The 19,897-nt window shown below is 69.3% G+C and carries 15 protein-coding genes and 2 pseudogenes; 9 read left to right on the plus strand and 8 right to left on the minus strand.

Features of this window, described 5'->3' with window-relative positions:
- Positions 1 to 7 precede the first annotated feature (7 nt).
- The 8 genes and pseudogenes from RBJ65_RS08610 to RBJ65_RS08645 form a co-directional block, all read left to right on the plus strand.
- The gene (locus RBJ65_RS08610) at positions 8 to 934 is read left to right on the plus strand and encodes an EamA family transporter (RefSeq protein WP_306316238.1); all 927 of its coding nucleotides are present in this window, start codon (positions 8 to 10) and stop codon (positions 932 to 934) included.
- On the plus strand, positions 931 to 4,803 hold the full coding sequence (locus RBJ65_RS08615; RefSeq protein ID WP_306316237.1) for an amino acid adenylation domain-containing protein: 3,873 nt from the start codon (positions 931 to 933) through the stop codon (positions 4,801 to 4,803). Before RBJ65_RS08610 ends, RBJ65_RS08615 begins: the two co-directional genes overlap by 4 nt.
- Positions 4,804 to 4,832: 29 nt before the next feature.
- Complete coding sequence (locus tag RBJ65_RS08620; RefSeq protein WP_306316236.1) at positions 4,833 to 5,072, plus strand: tautomerase pptA; 240 nt, start codon at positions 4,833 to 4,835, stop codon at positions 5,070 to 5,072.
- Positions 5,073 to 5,077: 5 nt separating this feature from the next.
- Complete coding sequence (locus tag RBJ65_RS08625) at positions 5,078 to 6,043, plus strand: pseudouridine-5'-phosphate glycosidase (protein WP_372341162.1); 966 nt, start codon at positions 5,078 to 5,080, stop codon at positions 6,041 to 6,043.
- A complete protein-coding gene (locus RBJ65_RS08630) occupies positions 6,040 to 7,011 on the plus strand; it encodes a ribose-phosphate diphosphokinase (protein ID WP_306316234.1) in 972 nt (323 codons plus the stop codon). The genes RBJ65_RS08625 and RBJ65_RS08630 overlap by 4 nt, the downstream gene beginning before the upstream one ends.
- Positions 7,012 to 7,875: 864 nt before the next feature.
- A pseudogene (locus RBJ65_RS08635) lies at positions 7,876 to 8,193 on the plus strand (transposase family protein); the annotation flags it as partial.
- A gap of 589 nt (positions 8,194 to 8,782) precedes the next feature.
- A complete protein-coding gene (gene ltrA / locus RBJ65_RS08640) occupies positions 8,783 to 10,219 on the plus strand; it encodes a group II intron reverse transcriptase/maturase (RefSeq protein ID WP_306332118.1) in 1,437 nt (478 codons plus the stop codon).
- Positions 10,220 to 10,348: 129 nt separating this feature from the next.
- A pseudogene (locus RBJ65_RS08645) lies at positions 10,349 to 10,795 on the plus strand (transposase family protein); the annotation flags it as partial.
- Between the two features lie 170 nt (positions 10,796 to 10,965).
- Here RBJ65_RS08645 and RBJ65_RS08650 read toward each other — a convergent pair.
- The 7 genes from RBJ65_RS08650 to RBJ65_RS08680 form a co-directional block, all read right to left on the minus strand.
- Entirely contained in the window at positions 10,966 to 11,547 is a 582-nt protein-coding gene (locus RBJ65_RS08650) for a sugar kinase (protein WP_306316232.1), read from the minus strand.
- A 42-nt stretch (positions 11,548 to 11,589) separates the two neighbouring features.
- A complete protein-coding gene (locus RBJ65_RS08655) occupies positions 11,590 to 12,756 on the minus strand; it encodes an ROK family glucokinase (protein WP_306316231.1) in 1,167 nt (388 codons plus the stop codon).
- Positions 12,757 to 13,040: 284 nt separating this feature from the next.
- On the minus strand, positions 13,041 to 13,877 hold the full coding sequence (locus RBJ65_RS08660; RefSeq protein ID WP_306316230.1) for an ATP-binding cassette domain-containing protein: 837 nt from the start codon (positions 13,875 to 13,877) through the stop codon (positions 13,041 to 13,043).
- Positions 13,874 to 14,923, minus strand: a complete 1,050-nt coding sequence (locus RBJ65_RS08665) for an ABC transporter permease (protein ID WP_306316229.1) — start codon at positions 14,921 to 14,923, stop codon at positions 13,874 to 13,876. The genes RBJ65_RS08660 and RBJ65_RS08665 overlap by 4 nt, the downstream gene beginning before the upstream one ends.
- Complete coding sequence (locus tag RBJ65_RS08670; protein ID WP_306316228.1) at positions 14,920 to 15,924, minus strand: sugar ABC transporter substrate-binding protein; 1,005 nt, start codon at positions 15,922 to 15,924, stop codon at positions 14,920 to 14,922. Before RBJ65_RS08670 ends, RBJ65_RS08665 begins: the two co-directional genes overlap by 4 nt.
- A 185-nt stretch (positions 15,925 to 16,109) precedes the next feature.
- The gene (locus tag RBJ65_RS08675) at positions 16,110 to 17,114 is read right to left on the minus strand and encodes a sugar ABC transporter substrate-binding protein (RefSeq protein ID WP_306316697.1); all 1,005 of its coding nucleotides are present in this window, start codon (positions 17,112 to 17,114) and stop codon (positions 16,110 to 16,112) included.
- Positions 17,115 to 17,253: 139 nt separating this feature from the next.
- Positions 17,254 to 18,018: a GntR family transcriptional regulator gene (locus tag RBJ65_RS08680; RefSeq protein WP_306316227.1), complete on the minus strand. Its 765-nt coding sequence runs from the start codon at positions 18,016 to 18,018 to the stop codon at positions 17,254 to 17,256.
- Between the two features lie 294 nt (positions 18,019 to 18,312).
- On the opposite strand from RBJ65_RS08680, the gene RBJ65_RS08685 reads away from it, so the two are divergent.
- Positions 18,313 to 19,329, plus strand: coding sequence for a Gfo/Idh/MocA family oxidoreductase (locus RBJ65_RS08685; RefSeq protein ID WP_306316226.1), 1,017 nt, complete (start codon positions 18,313 to 18,315; stop codon positions 19,327 to 19,329).
- Positions 19,330 to 19,416: 87 nt separating this feature from the next.
- Here the strand turns inward: RBJ65_RS08685 and RBJ65_RS08690 are convergent, their stop codons facing one another.
- A complete protein-coding gene (locus RBJ65_RS08690; protein WP_306316225.1) occupies positions 19,417 to 19,845 on the minus strand; it encodes a PaaI family thioesterase in 429 nt (142 codons plus the stop codon).
- Positions 19,846 to 19,897 lie beyond the last annotated feature (52 nt).

A 19,897-nucleotide genomic window follows, 5' to 3' on the forward strand; every position in this document is an offset into this window, starting at 1 on the left:
CGGGCAGGTGGGGACCACCCTGCTGACCGCCTGTGTGCCGGCGGTGTGGGGCACCACCTACCTGGTGACCACCGAACTGCTGCCGCCGGACCGTCCGCTGCTCGCTTCCCTGGTCCGGGCGCTGCCGGCCGGTCTGATCCTGTTGCTCGTCGGCCGCGAGCTGCCGCGGGGCATCTGGTGGTGGCGCGCCCTGGCCCTCGGTGTGCTGAACATCGGGGCCTTCTTCTACCTGCTGTTCGTTGCCGCCTATCACCTGCCGGGCGGGGTGGCGGCGCTGGTGGGGGCGGTGCAGCCGGTGTTCGTGCTGCTGCTGTCCGCCGCCGTGCTGGGAAGCCGCATCCGGCTGCTGCAGGTCCTGGCCTGTCTGCTCGGGCTCGGCGGCGTGGCCCTGCTCGTGCTCCGCTCCGATGCCGCTCTGGATGCCGTGGGGGTCAGTGCCGGGCTGTTGGGCGCCGCCTGCATGGGGGCGGGCGTGGTGTTCACCAAGCGCTGGGGCAGGCCCGACGGGGTGGGTCTGCTGACCTTTACCGGCTGGCAGCTGACCGCGGGCGGTCTGGTCCTGCTGCCGGTCGCTCTGCTGGACGAGGGCCTGCCGGACACCGTCAGCGCCGGCAACCTGCTGGGCTTCGGCTATCTGAGCATCGTCGGTGCCCTGATCGCCTATGCGGTCTGGTTCCGCGGGATCTCCCGGCTGCCGGCCCTGACCGTCTCCTTCCTGTCCCTGGCCTCGCCGCTGGCTGCCACCGTGCTCGGCTGGCTCGTCGTCGGCGAGGACCTCTCCCTGCCGCAGCTGGCCGGGGCGGCCGTCATCGTCGCCGCCGTCGCCCTGGCGCAGCCACGCCCATCCCGGCCCGCCACCACCGGGGCACCGCGCCGTACCGAAGAGACCACCACTGCCGATTCCGTCGCGTCCCTTGGGGGGGATATTCGATGACCACGGCCATATCGCCGTCCTACAGACACTCCGCCGCCAGCCACAGTGCGCTGACCGATCTGCTGGCCCAGCAGGTCGGCCGCCAGCCGCGGGCGGTGGCCGTCCACAGCGGGGACCAGGTCCTCACCTACGCCGAGTTGTACACCGCTGCGGAGCTCCTCGGCCGCCGGCTGCGTGCGTACGGGGCGCGCAGCGACGAGCCCATCGGGCTGTTCGTCGAACCTTCTGTGCAGCTGATGACCGGGGCCTGGGGCATCCTGGCCTCCGGCGGCGCCTACCTGCCGCTGTCCCCGGACTATCCCGAGGACCGTCTGCGCTACATGCTGGAGGACTCCGGGGTCCGCCTCGTCGTCACCCAGGGCCACCTGCGCGAGCGTGCCGAGCGCCTGGCCCCGCCGGGCACCAGGATCGTGGTGCCCGAGCAGTCCGGCGCCGCCGGCCCGCTCCCCCAGACCGAGGACATCGCGGAGGAGGCCGACGGCGATCCGTCCCATCTCGCCTACGTGATCTATACGTCGGGGTCCACCGGGCGGCCCAAGGGCGTCATGGTGGAGCAGCACAGCGTGATGTCCCAGCTGCGCTGGATGCAGAGCCGGGGATACCTGGGCCCGGAGACCGCGGTGCTGCAGAAGACACCGATGAGCTTCGATGCGGCCCAGTGGGAGATCCTCGCTCCGGCGGCCGGGGGCCGGGTCGTCATGGGGACTCCGGGGATCTACCGGGATCCTGAGGCGATCATCGATGCCTCGGTCCGTTACCGGGTGACCACGCTGCAGTGCGTGCCCACCCTGCTGCAGGCTCTGCTGGACACCGAGAAGCTGTCGTCGTGTGCCTGGCTGAGCCGGGTGTTCTCCGGCGGCGAGGCGCTCACGGTGAAGCTCGCACGGCAGTTCCACGAGGTGATGCCGGACAGCTGGCTGATCAACTTGTACGGGCCGACGGAGTGCACCATCAATGCCACCGCGCACGTGGTCCACCCCGCCGGCGTCCCCTGGCCGGCCGGGGCGACGACTGTCCCCATCGGCACTCCGGTGGACAACACCACCTGCTTCATCCTCGACGAGAACCTGCAGCCGGTGGAGATCGGCGAGCAGGGCGAGCTGTACATCGGGGGCGCTCAACTGGCCCGCGGTTACCTGAACCTTCCGGAGCAGACCGCCGAGCGGTTCGTCGCGCATCCCTTCATTCCGTGCGAGCGCCTGTACCGGACGGGGGATCTCGCCTCCTGGAACCCGGACGGCACGATCCAGTTCTCCGGGCGCACCGACTCCCAGATCAAGCTGCGCGGATACCGGGTCGAGCTGGAGGAGATCGCCTCCGCCGTCGAGGAGCACACCTGGGTCAGGCGCGCCGCGGCCGTCGTCGTCGACGATGCGCGCACCGGGATGCAGAACCTGGTGGCCTGCGTCGAGCTGAACCCCAAGGAAGCCGCGCTGATGGACCAGGGGAACCACGGTTCCCACCACCAGTCGAAGCAGAGCAAACTGCAGGTCAAGGCCCAACTGGCCAACCCCGGAGTGCGCACGGCCGAGCAGTTGCAGGGGCGGCAGTCCCTCAGGCTTCCCGGCGCCCGCGGAACGGAGAAGCAGCGGCGGGAGGTCTTCGCCCGTAAGACCTACCGGCTGCACGAGGGCGGCACCGTCACCCCCGACGATCTGCTCGGGCTGCTGGCCGGTTCTCACCGGCGCGGCGGTCTTGCCGCAACGCCCCGGGACGTCTCCGGCCTCGGGGCCGAGGAACTCGGCGAACTCCTGCGCTGGTTCGGCCCGTTCGCCAGTGAGCAGCGGTTGCTGCCCAAGTACGCCTACGCCTCCCCCGGGGCGCTGTACGCGACCCAGCTCTACCTGGAGACCGGCGGAATCGCCGGGCTAGATGCCGGCCTGTACTACTTCCACCCCGTCGACCATGCACTGGTCCGGATCGGCCCCGCCTGCCTGCGCCGGCCCGGCACCCTGCAGGTGCACTTTTTGGGGAACACCGGCGCGATCGAGCCGGTGTACCGCAACAACATCCGCGAGGTCCTGGAGTTCGAGGCCGGGCACATGATCGGGGTCTTCGAAGAAGTCCTGCCCGGGTACGGGCTCACGATCCGGGAGGCCGGGTACCGCGCCGCGGTGAAGAGCGCGCTGGACGCCAGGGCGGAGGACCACTACCTGGGAACGTTCGAGATCGTCCCCGACGACGGCTCCACCTTCTCGGCGGACGCCGAACTGTTCGTCCAGGTCCACCCCGAGAAGGTGCCCGGCCTGGCGGCCGGCACCTACCGCTGGACCGGCGAGAGCCTGGAGCTCATCTCCGGCGAGCTGGTGGAGAAGCGGCACGTCATCGCCATCAATCAGAGTGTCTACACCAGCGCGAGTTTCGGGATCACCGCGGTCAGCCGGGCCGAGCAGGGGTGGCTGGAGTACCTGGTGCTCGGCACGGCTTTGCACCGGCTGCAGCGCAACACCCTGCGCCTGGGTCTGATGTCTTCCGGGTACTCCTCCAAGTCCGGCCATCCGCTGCCGGCCGCACGGCAGATGGATGATCTCCTCGCCCAGGCCCGCATCACCTCGGGCGCCTCGTACTTCTTCCTCGGCGGCAAGGTGAGCGACGAGCAGATCCAGGCCGATGACATGCGCGAGGACGCCGTCCACATGCGCGGCCCGACCGAGATCATCCGGGATGACCTGGTCCGGGCTCTGCCGGACTACATGGTCCCCAACCGCGTCGTCGTCCTGGACGCGCTGCCCCTGACCGCCAACGGAAAGATCGACTGCCGGGCGCTGGCCGCCTCCGACACTGTTCAGGAGCATGCTGCCGCGGATGCCGTCCCCTTCGTCGCGCCCGCCACCGCGACGGAACGCCTGTTGGCCCAGTTGTGGGGCGAGGCCCTGAAGTACTCCGACGTGTCGATGGCCGACACCTTCTTCCACGCCGGAGGGAACTCTCTGATCGCGGTGACGCTGACCCACCGCATCAACCGCGAGCTGGGGCTCTCCCTGCCCCTGCAGACCCTCTTCGAGCACCCCCGGCTCGGCGATCTCGCCGACCACATCCAGGCCGACGCACCCGCCCCGTCGGCACGTGCCGTTCTCCTGCACGAGCAGCACGGTGCCAACCCCGTCTTCTGCTGGCCCGGGCTCGGCGGCTATCCGATGAACCTGCGCCTGCTGGCGCAGCACGCGGATGCCGGGGGCGCCTTCTACGGGATCCAGTCCTGCGGCATCAACCCGGAGGAAGAGCCGCACTCCGACATCGCGGCCATGGCGGCCGCCGACATTGCCGAGATCCGCCGCATCCAGCCGGCCGGCCCCTACCGGCTGTGGGGCTACTCCTTCGGCTCCCGCGTCGCCTTCGAGACCGCCTGGCAGCTTGAGCAGGCCGGGGAGAAGGTTGAGGAGATCCTGTTGATCTGCCCCGGCAACCCTACGGTGCGAAGCCAGGACGCCGACCGTCACGGCCGCGAGGCTTCCTGGGACAACCCCGCCTATCTCACCATCCTCTTCTCCGTGTTCGCTGGCACCGTCACCGGGCCCGAGCTCGACGCCTGCCTGCACGAGGCCCGCGACGAGGACACCTTCACCGCCTTCATCACCCGCACCTTCCCCGGCCTTGAGGAGGATCTGGTCCGCCGGATCACACAGATCGTCGCCACGACCTACGCCTTCGAGTACACCTTCGACGAGCTCCTCGACCGACAGATCGAGGCTCCGGTGCACATCATCAAGGCGGCCGGGGACGACTACTCCTTCATCGAAGGAGCCTCGGGCTTCTCCGCGACGCCGCCCACGGTCACCGCCCTCGCAGCCGACCACTACCAGGTGCTGCGCCGGCCCGGTGTGCAGGAACTGGCCGCCACGATCCGCGCCCTGACCACCGGCCCGTGACCCGACTTCTGCAAAGAGAGAACACCGTCATGCCCCACCTGCATGTCCAGCATTTCCCCCGGGACCTGACCGCGGCGGAGACCGAGCGGCTGAGCAGCGCGCTCACCGCGGCCATCCTCGACACCTTCGACACCACCCACGGCGCGGTGTCCATCTCCCTCGAACCCGTCGCCAAACCGGAGTGGAACGACACCGTGCTGCCCTCGATCGTGGCGCGCCACAAACAGCAGCAGCTCATCAAGGAACCGACCTACTGGCGGAAGGGATGACCACCATGACCATCTCGCATCAGGGCGTCCCCCTGCGCTACACCGACGAGGTGCGCCAGGCCCTCCACGACGGCACCCCCGTCGTCGCGCTGGAGAGCAACGTCATCACCCACGGACTCCCCTACCCCGACAACGCCGCGACCGCCCGCAAGGTCGAGGCCGCCGTGCGGGCGGGCGGTGCCGTCCCTGCCACCATCGGCATCGACCACGGCGCGCTGCGCATCGGCATGACCGACGAGGACATCGAGCGTTTTGCCTCCACCCCCGGCATTCCCAAGGTCTCCAGCCGGGATCTGCCCGTCGTCCTCGCCCAGGGCGGCATGGGGGCCACCACCGTCGCCTCCTCCTTGATCGCCGCGGAACTCGCCGGGATTGCCTTCTTCTCCTCGGCGGGCATCGGCGGGGTCCACCGTGGAGCCCAGGAGACCTTCGACATCTCCTCCGACCTCATTCAGTTCACCCGCTCCAAGGTGGCTGTCGTGTGTGCCGGCGCGAAGATGATCCTCGATCTGGGACTCACCCTGGAGTACCTGGAGACGCACTGCGTGCCGGTCGTCTCCTACGGCAGCGATGACTTTCCCGCCTTCTACTGCCGCAGCAGCGGCCACCGTTCCCCCCAACGCCTCGACGAGGCGGAGCACATCGCTGCCGCGGCCGAGACGCACTGGGCGCTCGGTAACCGCAGCTCCTTCCTGATCACCGCCCCCGTCCGTGAAGAGGACGCCATCGATTTCGATGAGGTCGATGGCGCCATCCGCGACGCCGTTGCCGCCGCCCAGCGCGAGGGCGTCAGCGGTCAGGGGCTCACCAAGTACCTGATGCACGCCGTCGACGCCGCCACTGGCGGGCGCTCGGCGAGGGCGAACATGGCCGTCCTGGAGTCCTGCGCCCAGGCAGCCGGCACCCTGGCGGCGGCCCACGCCCGCTACCGCTCGCGCACGGCACGGCAGGGTCAGGGGGCTGTCCGGTGACCGTGCAACACACCGGCCGCAGCGCACTGTTGCTCTTTTCCGGACGTTCCCATCCCGCCCTGGCACGCGAGGTCGCCGCGCAGCTCGGCACGTCCCTGGTCGAGACCCGGGCCATCGATTTCGCCAACGGTGAGATCTACGTCCGCTACCAGCAGTCCGTGCGCGGCGCAGACTGCTTCGTGCTGCAGAGCCACACCGCCCCCATCAACAACGCGATCATGGAACAGCTCATCATGATCGACGCGTTGAAGCGGGCCTCGGCACGGTCCATCACCGTCGTGGCCCCCTTCTACGGGTACGCCCGGCAGGACCGCAAGCACAGCGGCCGCGAGCCGGTCTCGGCGCGCCTGATGGCGGACCTGTTCAAAGCGGCCGGGGCCGACCGCATCCTCACGCTCGACCTGCACGCCGACCAGATCCAGGGCTTCTTCGACGGCCCGGTGGATCATCTGTCGGCCATGCCGGTCCTCGCCGACCACATCAGCGGGCAGTATGCGCGCGAGAAGCTCACCGTCGTCTCCCCCGACGCCGGCCGGGTCCGTGTCGCGGACGCCTGGGGCGAGCGGCTCGGGGCACCTTTGGCCATCGTGCACAAGCGCCGCGACAAGGACGTCGCCCACAGGGTGTCCGCGCACGAGGTCGTCGGCGAGGTCCGCGGCCGGGTCTGCGTCCTCGTCGACGACATGATCGACACGGGCGGCACCATCTGCGCCGCAGCGGATGCGCTCTTCGAACAGGGCGCGGAGGAAGTGATCGTGGCCGCCACCCATGGTGTCCTGTCCGGACCCGCCGCCGAACGGCTGGCCGCGTCCAAGGTCACCGAGTTCGTGTTCACCGACACCCTCCCGGTGCCCGGCGCCCTCGGCCAAGAACGGGTCGCCGTGCGCTCCGTGGCACCACTGATCGCCGGAGCCATCCGGGCAATCCACCGCCAGGACTCCGTCACGCACTTCCTCACCCATCAGTAACCCATGCGCCCGGTGGGGAGGGCCATGGTCCTCCCCACCGGGCGCGGGCACACTGCGCGCAAGGGCCGGGCGGCCGATGCGCCGACGTGGGCAAACCGTTCCGGTTGAGCCGGGATGGCCGAGACCCGCGTTGCTTGCGCGGCACTCTCCATGAACACGTCTGTGACGTTCCATCACAAACCAGTCGCAGCAACGGAGATAACGTGCACCTCAGACCCATCGCGCAAGCAGTCTCGACTGCGGCCATAGCCCTGGCACTGCTCTCCCGGCGCCCGGTACGGGCCCGGCTGCTCGACGCAGCGATGCAGTCTCAGGACCACCGCGCGCAGCGCGCCCGGGCCGCGCGCTGGGCATTCCACCCGCTCCCCCTCCACCCCGTTCCCCACGCGCTGCCCTGCGCCGCCCGGTTCGCCGCTCTCGTCCTGACCTCGCACACCCGCTCCGACGGCACCGGCGCAGTCGAGATGGACCTGCTCACGCACCTGTGCGGGCAGACACCCCAACAACTGGGCGGCCTGCTCGGCCAGCTGGTCCGATCACGCTTCTTGTCCTCCTGGCGCGACGTCCGGGCAGAGGACGAGGTCTCCTGGCAACTGGGCGCCCACCGTCGACACCCCTCGACGGCCGGTCGAGGGATCACTCCTGTCGCGCATGAGACTTCACTCCGCAAGGGGCGACCAGCCACTCAAGCAGGCTCCACGACTTGCAATGCCCGGCTGCAGGGCCGGCAGGGACGCACCCGGACTCGACTGAGCCCGTACCAACCTGGCGGCGGAGCCCGCCAGTTGGACGTGCCTGCAACATGACGAAGCTCCTGGTAGACGAGTTGTCGACCAAGATCAACCGTCGTGCCAGGAGCTCCGCGTGCTTGTCTACCCGTCCGCGATCGATCTGTCCACCGCGCACCTGCGTCACCTGGGCCGGCACCTGGCGGCTCGACGCCGCGAGATCGGCACCCGGTGGAGGCGACTGATCCCCGGCCGGCAGGCCCTGCTCGCCCTGACCCATCTGCGGTGTGGCGACACATACGCCCAGCTCGCCGCCGGATTCGGCATCGGCATCGCAACCGCCTACCGCTACATCCGCGAGGCCATCGACGTCCTGGCCGCGCTCGCACCGACACTGGACGTGGCGATGCAGACCGCCCGCACGAAGGCCTTCGTGATCCTGGACGGCACGGTGCGCCACGAGGCGCTTGATGATCGGGCGGGGGTGAAAGGACCCCGCCGCTGGGCTGTCGCAGCAGTCCGGCTGAAGCTGAGGGCAGCCTGATCCGGGGGACGTCGGTGAGGGTGGGAAGCGGCCCTGACAACGCCGGGACGCATCGGCACTGCCAGACGGTGCGGGTCCGGCAAGCGAGACGAGAAGGTGTACGAGAGGAACCAGTGGTAAAGCCCCGTAAGCGAGCGAACCGGCTCCAACCTGGTGGATATGGGCCGGGATGCAGCGCGTGGCCACTTCGGTGGCCAACTCCGAAGCCGCGTAGTGCCGTCGGTGAGGAGGCCATGGTGAAGAACTGCGGCGTAGCCGTGGCGATGTTGCCGGGGCAAGAGCTGGGCACCTCCCTCGTCGACCGGTCATCGAGTGAACGTGGGAACCATCCCCGGTTGCCCTCTGGGGCAGGCCGCCAGCCTGTTCCAGGGCAAGCCCGTCGCCGGCTGAAGGCCGTGGGGTGGGGCGGAGGTCCCGTAGTAGTTCGAGCACGCGAGAGGCGTGCACATGGCGAAGGGGACCAGCAAGTCAGCAGGGAGGGGACTGGAATGCCAGGAGGATGTCGCTGGTGAATACCAACGAGCTGGAGTGGGCCTTGTTGAGGGCCGAGCGCCGGGTACTGGGGATTCAGACCAAACTGCACCAGTGGGCCAGCGGTGACTCTCATCGCAGGTTCGACGATCTGTTCAACCTCGTTACCGATCCCGCTTTCCTGTTGGTCGCGTGGGCTCGGGTGCGGGGCAACAAGGGTGCTCGCACTGCCGGAGTGGACGGCAACACCGCCCACTATGTGGAGGCCGTGCGAGGAGTTGAGGTTTTCCTCGGCGAGTTGCGGTCTGCGTTAAAGGACCGCAGTTTCCTTCCGCTGCCGGTGCGTGAGCGGCTCATCCCCAAGGCGAACGGAAAATTGCGTCGTCTCGGGATCGCGACCGTTACCGATCGGGTGGTCCAAGCATCCTTGAAGCTGGTACTGGAGCCGATCTTCGAGGCGGATTTCCACCCGCAGAGTTACGGGTTCCGTCCGAGGCGCCGAGCTCATGACGCGGTGGTGGAAGTGCGTCACCTAGCATCCCGCTCTTATGAGTGGATCGTGGAAGGTGACATTGCCGCCTGCTTCGACGAAATCTCGCACTCGGCCCTGATGGACAGGGTGCGAGAGCGTGTCGGGGACAAACGCGTCCTGGCCTTGGTGAAGGCGTTCCTCAAGGCAGGCATCCTCGGTGAGGACAAGGCCCTGAGGGCGACGGATGCCGGTACTCCGCAGGGCTCGATCCTCTCGCCGTTGCTGAGCAATGTGGCCCTGTCCGTCCTGGACGCGTACATCGACCAGGCGCCGGGCGGGCCACGAGCCCGGCCGCATCAGCGGGCCAAGCGTCGCCGACATGGTCTGCCCAACTACCGGTTGATCCGGTACGCGGACGACTGGTGCCTGGTGGTGTCGGGTTCCCGCGCTGACGCGGAGGCATTGCGCGAGGAGATCGCGGTCGTGCTCTCCACGATGGGTTTGCGCCTGTCGATGGAGAAAACGCTGGTCACCCATATCGAGGACGGCCTCGACTTTCTCGGCTGGCGCATCCAGCGCCACCGGAAGCGAGGCACCAGCAAGCACTTCGTTTACCTGTATCCGGCCAAGAAGGCGCTTCGCTCCATCACGGCCAAGGTGAAGAAGTTGTGCTGGCAGGACGTGAACCTGCCGCTCGATGCTCTGCTGCACCAGCTAAATCAGGTGCTGCGGGGGTGGACTGCCTATTTCAAGCATGGCTCATCAAAGGCGACCTTCAACTACCTGCGGGCCTACACCTGGAGGCAGGTATTTGGGTGGCTCCGCCGCAAGTATCGACGAGCCAACTGGAAGACACTCCGCCGCAAGAACACCTGCGACGGATGGTGGCCTGCCACCAGCGAGGTGACCTTGTTCAACCCGGCGGGAGTGAAGATTATCTACTACTCCTACCGAGGAACGAAGATTCCCTCGCCATGGCCGAGCACCGCATGAAGAGAAACCGCTGAACCAGAGGGACTTGTGGAGCGCCCGTTGCGCGGAAACGCGCACGGCGGGTGCGGGAGGCGGCTCGGGGAAACCCACCGGCGGCGACGTCGGCAGGGCGCCCCGGGCCGACCTCACGTGCTGCCGATCGACCGGATCGCCGCCGACCGCCCCTACTACTCCGGCAAGAAGCGCCATCACGGCATGAACGTGCAGGTCCTGACCGACCCCTTCGGCCGGCTCCTGTGGGCCTCGCCCGCACTGCCCGGCGCGACGCACGACCTGACGGCGGCACGCGAACACGGCATCCTCGACGCCCTCACCGAGGCCGGACTCAACTGCTGGGCGGACAAGGGATACCAGGGTGCGGGACACCCGGTCCGAGTGCCATTCAAGGGGCGCCGCCTCAAGCGGTGGCAGCGCCGCCACAACACCACCCACGCGAAGATCCGCTGCGTCGGCGAGCAGGCCATGGCCACCCTCAAGGGCTGGCGCCTGCTGCGCAAGCTGCGCTGCAGCACCCACCGCATTACCGCCATCGTGAAGGCCGTCCTCACCCTTCACCTCGCGACGACGTCAGGATGAAAAGACCTCAGTGAGGGACCCAGGATCAGGACAGGAAGGTCTTCCGGCCCGTCAAAGCGGTACTGCAGGGTGTTCTTCGGCGTGTCACTCACCCGCCCGACTCTCTCATCTGTCACGCGATGTCACACCGTCGGGGTAGCGGCCTGCGACCCTTGTCCCGCTTCGTCTGGTCAGGGGTGGGTCATCGAGACGACGTAGATCATGGGGTGGTCGGGGTTGGAGCGGTTCACCACGATGGTCTGGGTCGGGGACGGGTCGTCCTGGTGGTGGGTGAGGCCGTACCAGGGGCCGGGGCCCGTGAAGTTCCAGCCCGCGATCCTCTGGTCGCGCTCGCTGATCGCGATGTCGTCCGTCGCCAGGTCGCCCACCGTGTAGCCGGCGTCGACCTGCTCCAGGAACTTGTCGAGGCCGTCGTTGCTGGTGAGGAACTGCGCGTAGAGGCGGCTCACCTTGTAGTTGTTCGTCTCGTAGTAGGCGACGTTGCGCGAGTGCGGCGGGATCGGGATCTCGTAGAGGCGGCGCTGCACCTTGGACGGCCAGCCGACGGTGAGGCCCGTCGCCGAGTACTTGGCCTCCTTGTCCTTGCCGCTGTCCCGGCTCTGGCCCGCGGAGATCACCAGGTAGCCGGCGGGGATCCCGATCAGCAGCACGATGGTCAGGAGCGTGAGGACGCGGCGGCGGATCACATGGCCGCGGTCCTCGGCCGGGCGCGGCTGCTGGTCCGCGGGCGGGGGCTGGCGGGGCACGGTCATGGCTGGCTTTCCTGTCACTTTCTGCGGCATCTGCGGCCCTGGTCAGCCCTGTTGTTCCAGGCCGTCGACGGGCGGGGCCGTCGAGGTGCGGGTGCGGGCGTAGCGCTCGTACCGCTCGTGGCGCTCCACGCGGCGGCGCTTGGCGCGGCGGAAGCGGCGGGCGACGAGGCGGGCCAGGTCCGCGGCGCCGACCATGCCGGCCTCGGGGCCGAGCTGGGCGCGGGCGATGCGGGCCTCGGGGCGGTAGCCGCGGCCGGTGAGCTGGCGCTTGAAGGCGTCGCGGGCGGGCGCGATCAGCAGGTCGTCGGCCGCGCTGACACCGCCGCCGATGACGAAGCACGAGGGGTCGAGGGCCGCGGCGAGGTTCGCTATGCCGACGCCCAGCCACTGGCCGATGTCCTGCAGCAGCTCGACGCACATGGCGTCGCCCTCGCGGGCCAGCTCGGTGATGAGCGGTCCTGTGATGTCGGGGATGTGGCCCTGGACGCGCTCGATGATGTTGTACGCGACCGGGGAGTCGGCCGCCGCGAGTTCGCGGGCCTCGCGGACCAGGGCGTTGCCGGAGCTGTACTGCTCCCAGCAGCCGCGGTTTCCGCACGGGCAGCGGTGCCCTCCGGGGACGACCTGCATGTGGCCGAACTCGCCGGCGACGCCGTACTTGCCGCGCTTGACCTGGCCGTCTTCGAGGATCGCGCCGCCGATGCCGGTGCCGAGCGTGATCATGACGAGGTGGTCCTCGCCGCGGCCCGCGCCGAAGCGCCACTCCGCCCAGGCGGCGGTGTTGGCGTCGTTGTCGACGAGTACGGGGACGGAGAGGCGGCCGCTGAGGCGGTCCCGGAGGGGTTCGTTGCGCCACGACAGGTGGGGCGCGAACAGGACGCGGTTGCGGTCCGCGTCGACCCAGCCGGCCGCGCCGATGCCGACCGCGTGCACGTCGTGGCGGTCGGAGAGGTCGAGCACCAGCTCCGTGATGGTGTCCTCGACGACCTTGGGGCTCTTGGACTTGTCCGGGGTCTCCGTGCGGAGCGTCTCCAGGATGGTCCCGTCCGCGTCGACCACGCCGGCCATCACCTTCGTGCCGCCGATGTCGATGCCGACGGTGGGGACCCGCGGGGCGGTCGTGTGCGAACGGCGCTCGCGGGTGCCGACCGTCCTCAGGACGGTGGCCCGGGCGCTGCCACGGTGGGCGAGGTCGCGGTAGGTGCTCATTGCGGCGATTCTGCCTCACGCATCGGCTCCGCCGCATACCGGGTTTTGCGCCGCGTCGGGGTGGGGCCCCATCCCGGGTGACACCCACTCGGCGCACGCTCCGCGCAGTTCCCCGCGCCCCTTTCAGGGGCGCGGGGAACTGCGCGAATGGTGACCAGCGACGCGACGCGCGGCCGCCCGCGCCCAAGAACCACACGCCGAACCACGCGAACGCGACCAACGACGCGACCCGCGGCCGCCAGGCACACGCGGGACGCGCACGGCGGCGGCGCGTCGCGGGGGCGCTACTTTTCGGTGCCGTCGGGCGTATGCCCGCCCAAGTGCGTCGGCACCGGTGCCCGCTCCAGCTCATGGCGGAGGTCGTCCAGCTCGGAGCCGCCCGCCATCTGCCGGGTCAGCTCGTCGAGCGTGATCTCGTCGCGGGTGTGGCTGCCGAACATCGCGCCGCGCTTCAGGAGCACGAACCGGTCCCCCACGAGGTACGCGTGGTGCGGGTTGTGAGTGATCAGGACCACGCCGAGACCCGCGTCACGCGCCGCCGCGACGTACTTCAGGACGACCCCCGACTGCTTCACGCCGAGCGCCGCCGTCGGCTCGTCCAGGACGAGGACCTTCGCGCCGAAGTACACGGCGCGGGCGATGGCGACGCACTGGCGCTCACCGCCGGACAGCGTGCCGATCGGCTGGTCGACGTCGCGCAGGTCGATACCCATGCGGGCCAGTTCCTCGTGCGTCGTCCGCCGCATCAGCTCGACGTCGAGCCGCTTGAAGGGGCCGGTGCCCTTCGTGGGCTCGGAGCCGAGGAAGAAGTTGCGCCACACCGGCATCAGCGGAACGACGGCCAGGTCCTGGTAGACCGTGGCGATGCCCCGGTTCAGCGCGTCGCGCGGGTTGCTCAGGCGGGTTTCCTCGCCCTCGATCGCGAAGCGGCCACCGTCGTGCTGGTGCAGACCCGCGATGATCTTGATCAGCGTCGACTTGCCCGCGCCGTTGTCGCCGAGAACGCAGGAGATCTCGCCCGCGTTGACCACGAGCGACACGTCGTCGAGCGCGCGGATGTTGCCGTAGAACTTGCTGACGCCGGCCAGCTCCACCAGCGGCGTACGCGTATCGGTCGTCATTTGCTCGCCTCCGCGCGCTTGCGGACCCACGCGTTCAGCAGGGTCGCGAGGAGCAGCATCGCCCCCAGGAAGAACTTGAACCAGTCCGAGTTCCACTCGGCGAACACGATGCCCTTGCTGGTCATGCCGAAGATCAGCGCGCCGATCGCCGCGCCGACCGCCGAGCCGTAGCCGCCGGTGATCAGGCAGCCGCCGATGACGGCCGCGACGATGTAGATCAGCTCGTTGCCGACGCCCTCGCCGGACTGCACGACGTCGTAACTGAACAGCAGGTGCTGGCCGGAGATCCAGGCGCCGAAGGCGACGCCCATGTAGAGGCCGATCTTCGTCTTGTTGACCGGGACACCGACCGCGCGGGCCGCGTTGAGATCGCCGCCGACCGCGAAGATCCAGTTGCCGATGCGGGTACGGAGCAGGATCCAGGTCGCGACGACGACGAGGGCGAGCCACCAGATGATCGTGATCTTGAAGTCGACGCCGCCGATGCTGAACGTGGAGGCGAAGACGGACTTGGCCGAATCGAAGCCCTCCATGTCGGCGATCGACTTCGTCGAGACGGTGCCGCTGATCATCTTCGTGAAGCCCAGGTTCATGCCCGTCAGCATCAGGAACGTGCCGAGCGTGATGATGAAGCTGGGGAGTTTGGTGCGGGTCAGCATGACGCCGTTGAAGACACCGATGGCGAGCGTCGCCAGCAACGAGACGCCGACACCCACCCACGTGTTCGCCGTCATCTGGTAGCTGAACATCGACGAGATCAGCGCCGACGACGTCACCATGACGCCCGTCGACAGGTCGAACTCGCCGCCGATCATCAGCAGCGCCACCGGCACGGCCATGATGCCGAGCACCGACGACGCGTACAGGACCGTCGCGAGGCTGGTCGCCCGCAGAAAGCTGTCCGCGAAGATCACGAAGAAGAGGAAGACGGCGACGGCGCCGATGACCGAGCCCAGCTCCGGGCGGCCCATCAGCTTCTTCCAGGGCGAGGTCTTCACGAGCCGTTCGTCGGCCCGCGCCGCATCCTGAGGAGTCGTCGTACTCATCGGGTCCCCCGCTTCGCGTACTCCTGGAGCTTGTCGGCCTGGTCCTTGGTGACGACCTCCGGTCCGGTGAGGACCGGCTTGCCGCCGCCGAGCACATCGGCGTTGTAGCGGTAGAGCCAGAGCAGGTCCACGGCCTCGTAGCCCTGGAGGTAGGGCTGCTGGTCGACGGCGAAGCCGAGGTCGCCGTCCTTGAGGCCCTGCGCGACCTTGTCGTTGAGGTCGAACGTGTCGATCTCGGCCTTGCTGCTCGCGTCCTCCTTCGCCTTCACGGCGGTGGCGGCGAACGGGGCGCCCAGCGTGACGACCGAGTCGATGGACTTGTCGGACTGCAGCTTGGCCTCGATGGACGACTGCACGTCGGGCATGTTGGTGCCCTCTACGTAGAGGTTCGTCATCTTGCCGTCGAAGGTGTCCTCGGCTCCGGCGCAGCGCTGCTCGTGGCCGACGTTGCCCTGCTCGTGCAGCACGCACAGGGCCCTCTTCTTGCCGCGCTTGTTGAGCTCCTTGCCGACGGCCTCGCCTGCGATCGTCTCGTCCTGGCCGATGTGCGTGATCGCGCCGTACTTCTTGTAGATCTCGGAGCCCGAGTTCACCGTGATGACGGGGATGCCGGCCTTCTTGGCGCGGGCGAGGGAGGACTTCATGGCGTCCGGCTTGGCGAGCGTGACGATGATTCCGTCGACCTTCTTGTCGATGGCGGCGTCGACGAGCTGCGCCTGCTGCTGCGCCTCCTCGTTGTGCGAGTAGAGGAAGTTGATGTTGTCCTTGGTGGCCGCCTGCCTGGCACCGTTCTGCACGATGTCCCAGAAGGTGTCGCCATCCCCCGAATGGGTGATCATCGCGAAGGTCCAGCGGGGCGTGTTCACCGCCGCCTTGCCCTGGGCGGCCTGGGACTTCCTGGCGTCCTCCGCCCGCTTGCCGCCGGTGCTGCTGCACCCCGCGAGCGAGAGGCCGAGAGCCCCCGCAACCGCGATGCTCACCCAGGTCCGAAACCGTGCCACGAGGCCGTGCCCTTCTTGGTCTGCTGCGTCGTCGACCGGGACCGGCGGACCGATCCCGGCGGACCGTGATCCGGTCCTGAAGGATCGGATCAATCCGGCCCTGAAGGATCGGATCGATCCGGTCCTAGAGGACCCCATTCCGGTCCCAAACGCACAAGTATGGGTCACGGGGATCATGCATCCATTCACCGGGTACCGCGCGCGGTGTACTTCTCCAGGCGCGGCACGTCCTTCTCGGTGACGAGCGCGGGGCCCGTGAAGACCGGCTTGCCGCCGCCGAGCACGTTCGCGTTCGTCTTGTAGAGCCACAGTTCGTCCACCGCCAGATAGCCCTGGAGGTAGGGCTGCTGATCGACGGCGAAGGCGACCTCCTTCGCCTTGAGACGGCGTACGACCTCGGCGTTCAGGTCGAATGTGGAGATCTCCGCCTTGCTGCCCGCGCCGTCCTTGGCCTTCACGGCGAGCGCCGCGATGGGGGCGCCGAGCGCCACGATCGCGTCGATGTCCTTGTCGGCCTGGAGCTTCGCCTCGATGCTGGCCTCGGAGGAGGGCGCGTTCGTGCCCTCTACGTTGAGGTTCTCGACGTCGCCCTTGAACGTCTTGCGGACGCCGTCGCAGCGCTGCTCGAGCGATACGTTGCCCTGCTCGTGGATGACGCAAATGGCCTTCTTCTTGCCCTGCTTCGTCAGCTCGGTGCCTACCGCCTCACCGGCCACGCCCTCCTCCTGGCCGATGTGGCTGAGCGCGCCGAACTTCGCCGAGAACTGCGATCCCGAGTTGATCGAGACGACCGGGATGCCCGCGGCCTTCGCCTTCCCGAGCACGGCCTCCATGGCCTGCGGCTTGGCGAGCGTGACGACGATCCCGTCGACCTTCTTGTCGATCGCGGCCTGCACCAGCTCGGCCTGCCCCTTGGCCTCCTTGTCGTTGGAGTAGAGGAACTGCACGTTGTCCTTGGCAGCGGCCTGCTGGGCGCCCTTGCGGACGATGTCCCAGAAGGTGTCGCCCTCGCCGGAGTGCGTGACCATCGCGATCTTCATACGCGGCGTATTGACGGCCTTGCCGCCACCGCCACCGGTCTCGTCGGCCTTGTCCTCCGAGCCCTTGCCGCCCGAGCCGCTGCATCCGGCGGCGAGCGCGAGCACGGTCATGAGAGCGACGCCGCCCGCGGCCGTGCGGGTCTTGGCCATGCGGGCTGTGCGGGTCCTGAGCATGGTGGAGCCACCTCTCCTCCGGCCGCCCGGTGCGGCTGGAGGAGTTTGTAGCGGGGTCCCACGGCAGCGTCAATGAATTTGTCAGAACATTCGGACCACGTACGGGTCTCAACTCTCAGGAGCGTACGAGGAGTTGGAACTCGAAGGAGTAGCGCGAGGCCCGGTACGTGTGCGAGCCGAACTCGACCGCGCGGCCCGTGTCGTCGTACGTCGTGCGCTGCATGGTGAGCAGCGGCGCGCCCTCCTTCTCCCCCAGGCGTTCGGCCTCGACGGCGGTGGCGGCGCGGGCGCCGACGGACTGGCGGGCGCTGTGCAGGCTGATGCCCGCGGCCCGCATCAGCCGGTAGAGGCCGGTCGCCGTGAGCCGCTCGTCCTCCAGGGCGAGCAGCCCGGTGGGCAGGTGGTTGCACAGGTACGCCACCGGTTCGCCGTGCGCGAGCCGCAGCCGCTCGACGCGGTGCACCTCCTCGCCCTCCGCGACACCGAGCGCGGCGGCCACCTCTGCGGAGGCGGGGACGAGCGTGTTGGCGACGACGCGGGTCTCGGGCCGCTGCCCGGCGGCCTCCAAGTCGTCGTACAGGCTGGACAGTTCGAGGGGCCGCTTGACCTGGCTGTGCACGACCTGCGTGCCGACGCCGCGACGCCGCACGAGCAGCCCCTTGTCGACGAGCGACTGGATGGCCTGCCGCACGGTGGGCCGGGAGAGCCCGAGCCGCCCCGCCAACTCGATCTCGTTCCCCAGCAGACTCCCCGGCGTCAACGCCCCGCGCTCGATCGCCGCCTCCAACTGCTGGGCCAGCTGGAAATACAGCGGGACCGGACTGCTGCGGTCGACGCTGAGCGCGAGGTCGACGGTCGGGTCGGCGAGGGGTTTGGCCACGGTGGTGAGGTTAGCGGCGGGAGATGATGACGGGAAGTCCGGAAGTCCGGAAGTCCAGAGGTCCGGTTGTCCGGACATGAAAGCTACGGTGCACATCAAGCCCCTGCGGCCGGGTGACCCATTCAAGCCCCTGCGGCGATTGAGCAGCGGGGTCCGGGGCAGCGCCCCGGTCTTTCCAGCCCCGCCGGCGCTTGAGGCGCGGGGTCCGGGGCAGCGCCCCGCGACGTGACACCCACGGCCTTTGTCAGGACAAACGATTGACACCCACCCCGTCCCCCGGCACCGTGGGACACCATGCGCATCGGACTCATCGGCACCGGCCGCATCGGCACGTTCCACGCAGGCGTACTCGAGCGCTACCGAGAGGTCGGCTCGCTCCTCGTCACCGACGCGGAGCCCTCGCGCGCGGCGGAGCTCGCCGACCGCATCGGCGCGACGGCCGCGCCCAGCGTCGACGAGATCTTCAAGTGGGGCGTGGACGCCCTCGTCATCACCGCCGCCACCTCGGCCCACGCCGAACTGATCGGCCGCGCCGCACGCGCCGGGCTCCCGGTCTTCTGCGAGAAGCCGATCGCCCTCGACCTGCCGGGCACACTCGCCGCGCTCGCGGAGGTCGAGGCGGCGGGCACGGTGCTCCAGCTCGGCTTCCAGCGCCGCTTCGACGCCGGGTACACGGCCGCGCGGGCGGCGCTGCGGGAGGGGCGGCTCGGCCGGGTGCACACGGTGCGGGCGACGACGTCCGACCCGGCGCCGCCCCCGGCCGCGTATCTGCCGCTGTCCGGCGGGCTCTACCGGGACTGCCTGATCCACGACTTCGACATGGTTCGGTGGGTGACCGGGCGCGAGGTCGTCGACGTGTACGCGACCGGGTCCGACGCCGGACCTGCCATGTTCCGGGAGGCCGGGGACGTGGACACCGCGGCGGCGCTGCTGACCCTCGACGACGGGACGCTGGTCACCGCCACCTCGACGCGCTGCAACGGCGCCGGCTACGACGTGCGCATGGAGCTCTCCGGGGACCGGGACACGGTCGTCGTCGGCCTCGACGACCGGACCCCGGTCACCTCCACGGAACCGGCGGGCCCACCCGCCGCCACGAAGCCGTGGCCCGGCTTCCTTGAACGGTTCTCCCCCGCGTACGAGGCCGAGCTGAAGGCCTTCGTGGATGTCGTCCGCGGCGAGCGGGAGAACCCGTGCGACGGCTGGGAGGCCCTGCGGGCACTGCGGGTCGCGGAGGCGTGCGAGGTGTCGCGGGCCGAGCGGCGGGTGGTGCGGATGGCGGAGATCGCCGGAGGCGAGCGGCGGGCGTAGGACTGGCCTGCCGTACGGCGGGGAGCCCGGCTTCTTGTACGGCGGGTGGGCCCGGCCTGTCGTACGGCGGGTGGGCCCGGCCCCGCGTCACACCGTGAGGACCGTGCCCTGCGCCACCGCGCACAGCGTCGGCTCGCCGCCCTCGCCGTCCGTCGTCGTCAGGTCGACGCGCACCACCGCCTGGCGGCGGCCCGCGTTCACCACCTCGGCGCTGGCCACCAGGGTCGCGCCCCGGGCGGGGCGGACGTACTGGATGGAGAAGCCCGACGTGAGGACGGACGGGCCGAGGGCGGAGCCCGCCGCGAACGTCAGCGCGTTGTCGGCGGCGTAGGAGAGGACGCCGCCGTGCACGAACCCGTTCTGCTGCTGCAGTTCGGGGCGTATGTCCAGCTCAAGGGTGGCCACGCCGGCGTCGAACCGGGTGATCCGCGCTTGCAGGAGCCTGCTGAACGGCTGTGACTCCAGGGCCTTTTGGGCCATACCGAGGTCGAAGGCGGGCGGGGTCGACTCGGTCATGGCGGCTCTCCTGCGCGCACGGGGCGGTGGTCCGGTCGGCGCGGTGTCCGGT

It is taken from the genome of Streptomyces sp. KL109B (genome assembly GCF_030766935.1).
Classification (GTDB): Bacteria; Actinomycetota; Actinomycetes; order Streptomycetales; family Streptomycetaceae; genus Streptomyces.